Source organism: Streptomyces sp. NPDC054863, from assembly GCF_053610825.1.
In genome coordinates, this window is sequence record NZ_JBSGZD010000330.1 from 1 (window position 1) to 8,467 (window position 8,467).

The 8,467-nt window shown below is 69.8% G+C and carries 6 protein-coding genes; 1 reads left to right on the plus strand and 5 read right to left on the minus strand.

The genetic code is table 11. From position 1 onward, the window contains the following. Positions 1-72: 72 nt before the first annotated feature. From ACWGIG_RS33960 to ACWGIG_RS33975, 4 genes are all read right to left on the minus strand, one after another. Positions 73-1,494 (minus strand): sugar porter family MFS transporter, encoded by a 1,422-nt coding sequence (locus ACWGIG_RS33960; protein ID WP_453325548.1) that lies wholly within the window; start codon positions 1,492-1,494, stop codon positions 73-75. A gap of 254 nt (positions 1,495-1,748) precedes the next feature. Then, positions 1,749-5,300, minus strand: coding sequence for a chromosome segregation protein SMC (gene smc / locus ACWGIG_RS33965; RefSeq protein WP_453325549.1), 3,552 nt, complete (start codon positions 5,298-5,300; stop codon positions 1,749-1,751). Positions 5,301-5,509: 209 nt separating this feature from the next. Continuing rightward, positions 5,510-5,731 carry a hypothetical protein gene (locus tag ACWGIG_RS33970; RefSeq protein ID WP_453325550.1) on the minus strand — a complete coding sequence of 74 codons (222 nt, stop codon included), beginning with the start codon at positions 5,729-5,731 and terminating at the stop codon, positions 5,510-5,512. A gap of 429 nt (positions 5,732-6,160) precedes the next feature. Beyond that, positions 6,161-6,454 carry an acylphosphatase gene (locus ACWGIG_RS33975; RefSeq protein ID WP_453325551.1) on the minus strand — a complete coding sequence of 98 codons (294 nt, stop codon included), beginning with the start codon at positions 6,452-6,454 and terminating at the stop codon, positions 6,161-6,163. A gap of 133 nt (positions 6,455-6,587) precedes the next feature. On the opposite strand from ACWGIG_RS33975, the gene ACWGIG_RS33980 reads away from it, so the two are divergent. Beyond that, a complete protein-coding gene (locus ACWGIG_RS33980) occupies positions 6,588-7,511 on the plus strand; it encodes a CAP domain-containing protein (protein WP_453325552.1) in 924 nt (307 codons plus the stop codon). Positions 7,512-7,537: 26 nt separating this feature from the next. Here ACWGIG_RS33980 and mutM read toward each other — a convergent pair whose 3' ends face one another. After that, positions 7,538-8,398 carry a bifunctional DNA-formamidopyrimidine glycosylase/DNA-(apurinic or apyrimidinic site) lyase gene (mutM, locus tag ACWGIG_RS33985; RefSeq protein WP_453325553.1) on the minus strand — a complete coding sequence of 287 codons (861 nt, stop codon included), beginning with the start codon at positions 8,396-8,398 and terminating at the stop codon, positions 7,538-7,540. Positions 8,399-8,467: the final 69 nt, after the last annotated feature.

Below are 8,467 nucleotides of genomic sequence, written 5' to 3' on the forward strand. Positions count from 1 at the left end.
GCCCCGGCTCAAGGAACGAGCCGGGGCAGCGGGTGGAGCAGGTGGAGCGGAAGCAGGTGGAGCGGGCCGGGACTAGCCCATCTCCTCCAGCCTCTTGCCCTTGGTCTCCTTCACGAACTTGAGCACGAAGGGGATCGAGAGGGCCGCGAAGAACGTGTAGATGACGTACGTCCCGGAGAGGTTCCAGCTCGCCAGGGACGGGAAGCTCGCGGTGATCGCCCAGTTGGCGATCCACTGGGCGGCAGCGGCCACACCGAGGGCCGCGGCGCGGATCCGGTTCGGGAACATCTCGCCCAGGAAGACCCAGACGACGACACCCCACGACAGGGCGAAGAAGAGCACGAAGACGTGCGCGGCGATCAGTGCCACCATGCCCTGGGTGTCGGGCAGCTTGCCGCCCACCATGTCGGCGGAGAAGGCCCAGGCCTCGAAGGCGAGGGCGACCGTCATGCCGACCGAGCCGATCAGGGCGAGCGGCTTGCGGCCGATCCGGTCGACGAAGATCATCGCGATCACGGTGCCGATGATGTTGATGATCGACGTGGTGAACGAGTAGAAGAACGAGTCGCTCGGGTCGATGCCCACCGACTGCCACAGCGTCGCCGAGTAGTAGAAGGCGACGTTGATGCCGACCAGCTGCTGGAAGACCGAGAGGCCGATGCCGATCCAGACGATCGGCAGGAAGCCGAACCTGCTGCCCAGCAGGTCCTTGAAGGTCGACTTGTGGTCGCTGCGGATGCCGTGCTCGATCTCGGCGACGCGGGCGTCCAGGTCGATGTGCTCGCCCTCGACCTCGGCCAGGATCTTCTTGGCCTTCTCGGTCTTCCCGACGGAGACCAGGAAGCGCGGGGACTCGGGGATGACGAAGGACAGCAGGCCGTAGATCAAGGCGGGGACGACCATCACGCCGAGCATGACCTGCCAGGCTTCGAGGCCGGCGAAGACCTTGTGGCGGTCGTCGCCGTCGGCCCAGTTGAGGATGCCCCAGTTGACGAGCTGGGAGATCGCGATGCCCAGGACGATCGCGCCCTGCTGGAACGAACCCAGCCGACCGCGGTAGGCCGGCGGGGCGACCTCCGCGATGTAGGCCGGGCCGATCACCGAGGCCATGCCGATCGCGATGCCGCCGAGGAAGCGCCACATCGTGAGGTCCCACAGCGCGAAGGGCAGTGCGGAACCGACGGCGCTGATGGTGAACAGCACGGCGGCGATCTGCATGACCCGGATCCGGCCGATCCGGTCGGCGATCCGGCCGGCGGTCGCGGCGCCCACGGCGCAACCGATCAGTGCGACGGCGATGACCTGCCCGAGGGCTCCGGAGCCGATGTCGTACTTGGCACCGATGGCCTTGGTGGCGCCGTTGATCACCGAACTGTCGTAGCCGAAGAGGAAACCGCCCATCGCGGCCGCGGCCGTGATGAAGATGACATGGCCGAGGTGCTCCGGAGCGGCCTGCTGGCCTCCGGATGACGACGGTGTCGCTGTGCTGGTCACGTGAACTCCTGGGCCCGGCCGCGTTGCCGGGCATGTCCGTGGGGGGCAGGCACTTCAAGTGGACTACCAGTGGGTCACAACTCCGCGTTGCTCACCACTTGAAGCTTCTTGTAGCCCAGTTGTTTCTACTTGAATCCAAAAGGGACGGAGGAGATCGTAATCCTTCACCTTTTGAAGCAAGCAGTGGGGCACCCCCACGGACCCAAGCGGACTGGAATGACCGGCAAAGGCACGAAACGCCCAGGAATCGGCACTCAGTGCAGCCGCTGGCTGATCACCTTCGACACCCCGTCACCCTGCATCGATACGCCGTAGAGGGCGTCCGCCACCTCCATCGTGCGCTTCTGGTGCGTGATCACGATCAACTGGGAGCTCTCCTGGAGTTCCTTCATGATCCGAATCAAGCGCTGGAGGTTGGTGTCGTCCAGCGCCGCCTCGACCTCGTCCATCACATAGAAGGGACTGGGTCTGGCCTTGAAGATCGCCACCAGCAGCGCCACCGCCGTCAGCGACCGCTCGCCGCCCGACAGCAGCGAGAGCCGCTTGACCTTCTTGCCCGGAGGACGCGCCTCCACATCGACCCCGGTCGTGAGCATGTTGTCGGGATCGGTCAGGATCAGCCGCCCCTCGCCCCCCGGGAACAACCGCGAGAAGACGCCCTCGAACTCCCGCGCCGTGTCCCGGTACGCCTCGGTGAACACCTGCTCCACCCGCTCGTCGACCTCCTTGATCACCTGCATCAGGTCGGCCCTGGTCCGCTTGAGGTCCTCCAGCTGCTCGGAGAGGAACTGGTGCCGTTCCTCCAGCGCCGCGAACTCCTCAAGAGCCAGCGGATTCACCTTCCCGAGCTGCTGGTACGCCCGTTCGGCGGCCTTCAGCCGCTTCTCCTGCTCCGCGCGCACGAAGGGGCGGGGCAGGTTGCGGGGGTGCTCCGGGTCCTGGGGCAGCTCCTCCCCCTCGGCGGGCAGCGAAGGCGGCACGGACTGCGCGGGCCCGTACTCCGTCACCAACGACGCCGGTTCCACGCCCAATTCCTCCAGGGCCCTGGTCTCCAGCTGCTCGATCCGCAGCCGCTTCTCCGCTCCGAGCACCTCGCCGCGGTGAACCGAGTCGGTCAGCTTGTCGAGTTCCTGCTTCAGCTCCCGGCCCCGGCCGCGCTCGGCACCCAGTTCCCGCTCCCGCCCGGCCTTCGCCGCCTCCGCCACCGACCGCTCCTCGGCCGCCCGTACGAGAGAGACCTCGGCGTGCGCGAGCAGCTGTCTGGCGCCCGCCGCGACGGCCGCCGCGACCTGCGCCTCGTACCGCATCCTGGCCCGCCGCTGCTCGGCGCGCGCCCGGGCCTCGCGCTCGGCGCGGGCGCCCCGGTCGAGCGAGTCGGCCCGTCCGGCCAGACCCTTGACCCGCTCCTCGTGGGTACGGACCTGGAGCCTGGCCTCCATCTCGGTCTGGCGTGCGTTCGCCCCGTCGGCCGCGAGCCGGTCCCGCTTCGCGGTGTCCGGTTCCTCCTCGACCGGGGCCTCCTCGGCGACCGCGAGCCGCTCCGCGAGCTCCTCGGCCTCCTCGGTGGCCCGCTCCAGCGCGTCCTGCGCCTTGGCGGCGGCTGCCGCCGACCGCTCGGCCTCGCCCGCCGCGCCGCGCGCCTGCCCGGCGAGCCGCCCCAGCTGCTGCGCGACCGCCGACCTCTCGCGGTCCCCGGCCCGCCGCGTCTCCCCCAACTCCTCGACCAGCGCGGCACATCGGGCCTTCCGCTCCCCCGCCGCCCGCTGCCTCCCGGCCAGCTCCTCGCACCGCAGGGCCAGCTCCGCGAGCTCCGCACCGGCCTCGTCGACGGAGGCCTGCACTTCGAGGAGGCTCGGCGCTCCCGCCGAACCGCCCTGTGCGAAGTGCGCCCCCAGCACATCGCCCTCCGCGGTCACTGCGGTCAGCGCCGGATGCGCGTGGACCAGGTTCTCGGCGTCCTCCAGCGTGCCCACCACGACGATGCCGCGCAGCAGCCGCCGCACGGCCGGCATCAGCTCGTCGGGACCCCGGACGAATTCCACGGCGTACGGGGCGGAGGCCTGCGGCAGTGCTTCGGGAGCGTTCCCCTCCCCCGCGAGCAGCAGCGCCGCCCGGCCCCCGTCCTGCTTGCGCAGCAGCCGGATCGCCTCGACCGCGGTCGCCGGCCCTGTCACCGCCACGGCGTCGGCCGCCGCGCCGAGGGCCGCCGCCACCGGGACCTCGTAACCCGGTGCGACCGTCAGCAGTTCCGCAGCCGGTCCGAGCAGCCCGGAGAGCCGCTCCCCCGCATCGAGGAGCGCGCCCGTCCCGTCCTTGCGGCGCAGCCCGAGCGCGAGGGCCTCACGGCGGGCCAAGGTCGCGGCGCGGCCCCGCTCGACGGCGGTCAGCTCCTCGCGTACGGCAGTCAACTGCCTCTCGGCGTCGGCCAGTTCGCGCTTCGCCTCCTCGTGCCGTACGGCCAGTTCCTCGTCGCCCGCGTCCAGGGCGTCCACCTCGGCCTTGAGCTGCTCGTACTCCTCCTGGGCCGTGACGGCACGTTCCTGCGCGGCGTCCCGGGACTCGGCGAGCCTGCCGATCTCGGCCTGGGCCGAGCCGGCTCTGCCGCGGGCCGCGTTGACCTGCCCGTTCAGCCGGGCGAGCCCTTCGCGGCGGTCGGCGATCGCACGCGCCAGATCCTTGAGCCTGCGCTCCTCCGCCGCCAGGTCCCGCTCCAGCTCGGCGCGGTGCTCGACGGTGTTCTCCAGGGCGTGCTGCGCCGCCTCCAGGGCGGCCTCCAGCTCGGCCTCCTGCTCACGGATCCGGGCGGCCTCGCGCTCCATGTCCTCGGGGTCCCGGCCGCGCCGCTCCTCCTCGGGGGCCGCGTTCGCGCTGGTCACCCGGGCGTCGGCGAGCGAAATGGTGCCGCGCACCCGCTCGGCGAACTGCGACAGCTCGTACCAGCTCTGCTGTGCCCGCTGGAGCCTGGGCGCCAGCCGCCGCACCTCTTCCTCCAGCTCGGCCTCGCGCTGCTGGGCGGCCCGGAGCTGTGCCTCGGCCGCCTCCTTGCGCTGCTTCAGTGCGGCCTCGTCGGCGATCTCGGCGCCGAGCGCCTCCTGCAGCGTGACGAGATCGTCGGCGAGCAGCCGCAGCCGTACGTCGCGGAGGTCGGCCTGGATGACGGCGGCCCGCCGGGCCACGGCGGCCTGCCGCCCCAACGGCTTGAGCTGGCGCCGGAGTTCACCGGTGAGGTCCTCCACGCGCGCCAGGTTGGCCTTCATCGACTCCAGCTTCCGCAGCGCCTTTTCCTTGCGCTTGCGGTGCTTGAGAACGCCCGCCGCCTCCTCGATGAAAGCGCGGCGGCCCATCGGATCGGCGTGCAGCACGGAATCGAGCTGGCCCTGCCCGACGATCACATGCATTTCCCGGCCGATACCGGAGTCGGAGAGGAGTTCCTGAATGTCGAGCAGTCGGCAGGTGTCGCCGTTGATCTGGTATTCGCTGCCGCCGTTGCGGAACATGATCCGCGTAAGGGTGACTTCGGCGTACTCGATGGGCAGCGCGCCGTCGGAATTGTCGATGGTGAGCGACACTTCGGCACGGCCGAGCGGGGGCCGCCCGGTCGTGCCGGCGAAGATGACGTCTTCCATCTTGCCGCCGCGCAGCGACTTGGCGCCCTGCTCTCCCATGACCCAGGAGAGCGCGTCCACCACATTGGACTTGCCCGAACCGTTGGGCCCCACGACACAGGTGATGCCCGGTTCGAAGCGGAGCGTCGTCGCGGACGCGAATGACTTGAAACCTCGGAGGGTCATGGCCTTGAGATGCACGCAGCCGGACTCTACCGGGCTGTCGCGGTTTCACCGATGAACGTGCAGGGCACATCAGACGGTAGGAAAACGCGGTGCGACCGGGGGGTTGACCGAGGCCGAAAAATTGAAGAAGGGACGCCGAAACGTCCCTTGCGGATCCATGAAGACATGCGGATCCCAGCAGACCGGCGCAGGTGACGACCTGGGACGGAACAACTGAATCAGAATCAGGTGAGCGCGGGCTCCGCGCGCGGGACGTCGATTTCGAAGTCCTCGTCGAGCAGAGAAGAATCTCCGCGGTGCTGAGCGGCGGCGGTGAGCGTGTCGTTCTCGTTCTGAATCCGGTTGACCTCGGACTCAAGATCCTGAACACGCTGCTGAAGCCGTCGCATCTCGGCGAGGAGTCGCGGATCGGAGCCGCCGACGTAACCGAGAAGCGCCTTTGCCATGATGAGTGGTCCTCCACACTGAGTGACCGACCGAGAGCGGTGTGGGTCGTGAGGGAATCGCACCCGCGGTGCTTGGCAGTGATGTTGATTCACTGCGGTTCTCACTGGTTCTCGCTGCCAAACAGCTAAGGTGCGCGGGGATTCCAGAGTCTCACCAAAAAGTTTGACGGTCAACACGATCACGCCCCGTATCGACGGGCAAACCCGGGGGCGTACTGCCGTGCCGCGACGAGCGCTGGCACCGGCGACGCATCTCCTGCGGGGCCCTGGGGGCGTAGAGATCATCCTTGTACGGGCAGCCTTCCACGGCAAGCCCTTTCTGGCAACCACCAGGGCATTCCCTCCGCACGCACCCCGCCGCGACACCTCCGCACGGACCTTCTGCGGCCCGTACGGGAGGCGGTGGGGAGCACCTCGGAGCCGACCCGGTCAACGGATCGCGAAGCCGGTGGAACCCCCACGAGGTGTGCCCCATATCTCAGTGACACCGTCGACCCGGCCGGGAGTGTCGCTGGAGTGCAGCCAGTCAAGGAGCCGGTGGCAATTCTCACGCGGGCCTTCGGCCACCACCTGCACCCGGCCGTCGTCGAGGTTGAGGGCGAAGCCGGTGAGGCCGCCGATCTCCAGTGCGTTTGCCCTGGTGAACCAGCGAAAGCCCACTCCCTGTACCCGGCCGCGTACCCAGGCGGTGAGCCGCGCGTCCGCCCGTGCATCTTCATTCATGACTGCACGCTAACCGGCCAAATCCTCACGAGACACTTCGCCCCCACCCGGCATGGCGTACAGTCCCGACGCAATGAGCCTCATCCGTATGGGTGAACACATTGACCGTCGAGTTTTGAGGAAGGCACAGCAGATGGGACGCCATCGACGCACTGCCGCCGGGCCCGCAGCGGAAGACCGCGCGGATGCTCCGGCAGGCGGGAACCGGGGCGCCGGCCGCCGGAAAAAGCGGGCCGTGCCCGTAAGGACCGGGCTGCTCGGAGTCTCCGCGGCCATGGCCTTCGGCGCCGTGGCGGTTGCTTCCGGAATCCTTCCCGGCGGCGACAACTACACCCTCGGCGGCGACGCCCCCGGCTCCGGCGACCGGGTGACCGCGGGCGGCGCGGTGGACCTCAAGGCCCAGGGCGGCGCCTCGGCGACCCCGACCGACCGTGCGTCCACCCCGTCCTCCGCACGCGGCGAAGAGCGCGTCCAGGGGCCGTCGAAGACCCCTGCTCCCGAGCGTTCGACGCCGGCGGCCAAGGACCGGAAGCCTGCCGAGAATTCGCATAAGCAGACGGCCGAGGAGCCGAAGAAGGAGTCCACCAAGGCTCCGGAGACCGCTCCCCCGAAGCAGACCAGGAGCACGCCTGCGGCCGAGACCCCGGCTGCGAAGAGGCCGCTGAAGGCCCCCGCGTCCGCGAACGACGCAGCCGCCGCCGTCCTCTCCCTGGTCAACCAGGAGCGTGCGAAGGCCGGCTGCAGCCCGGTCCGCCCGGACACCGGTCTGGCGACGCTGGCCGCGAACTTCAGCCGGGACATGGCGTCCCGCGGCTTCTTCGAGCACACCGACCCGGACGGCGCGACCCCGTGGGACCGCGCGGCGAAGGCGGGCATCAAGGACCTCGGCGGCGAGAACATCGCCCGCGGCCAGGCCGACGCCCAGGCGGTGATGGACGCCTGGATGAAGAGCGAGGGTCACCGCGCGAACATCCTGAACTGCGACTACACGACGCTGGGCGTCGGTGTGCACATGGGCGAGGGCGGCCCGTGGTGGACGCAGGACTTCGGGTTCTGAGCCCCTCACTCATGACGCCTCGGTAGTCACGCCGTGATGCGCGGCGGTCGCTGGCAGCGCGGGCAGAAGTAGCTGGACCTGTTCATCCACGGGCGGCGCCGCATCGCGGTGCCGCACCGGCCGCACGGCTCGCCCTCGCGCCCGTACGCGTCGAGGGACCGGTCGAAGTACCCCGATTCGCCGTTCACGTTGACGTACAGGCTGTCGAAGCTGGTGCCGCCGACGGCGAGCGCCGCGTTCATCACGTCCCGTACGTGACCGAGGAGCTCGGTCGAGCGGGGCTTCGTCAGGGTCGCGGTCGGCCGGTCGTAGTGCAGTCGCGAACGCCACAGGGCCTCGTCCGCGTAGATGTTGCCGACCCCGCTGATCAGCGACTGGTCGAGCAGCGCCCGCTTGATCGTCGTACGCCTCAGCCGCAGTGCCGTGTGGAAGGCCGCGTCGTCGAACGCCTCGTCCAGCGGGTCGCGCGCGATGTGCGCGATGACGTCCGGGAGGCCGTCGGGGGTGGTGTCGTGCAGCGAGAGGCCGCCGAAGGTCCGCTGGTCGACGAAGCGCAGCTCCGTCCCGAGACCGTCCTCGAAGCGCAGTCTGACCCGCAGATGCTTCTCGTCGGACGCCTCCTCGCTCTGCACGAGCAGCTGCCCGCTCATCCCGAGGTGGCCGAGCACCGCCAGCGGCTCGTCCTCAAGAGGCAGCCACAGGTACTTGCCGCGCCGCAGGGCCGTCCCGATGCGCCGGCCCCGCAGCCGCAGGGCGAAATCCGCACCGCCGGCGAGATGGCGGCGCACCGCGCGCGGGTGCAGCACCTCGACCTCGGCGACGGTCCGCCCGGCGACCCACCGCTCCAGTCCACGGCGTACGACTTCCACTTCGGGCAGCTCGGGCACGGCGGCTCTCCTCATGTGATGCGTGGTATCGCGGGGTGACACACGTCCGGCCCCGGCGCCGCCCCTTAC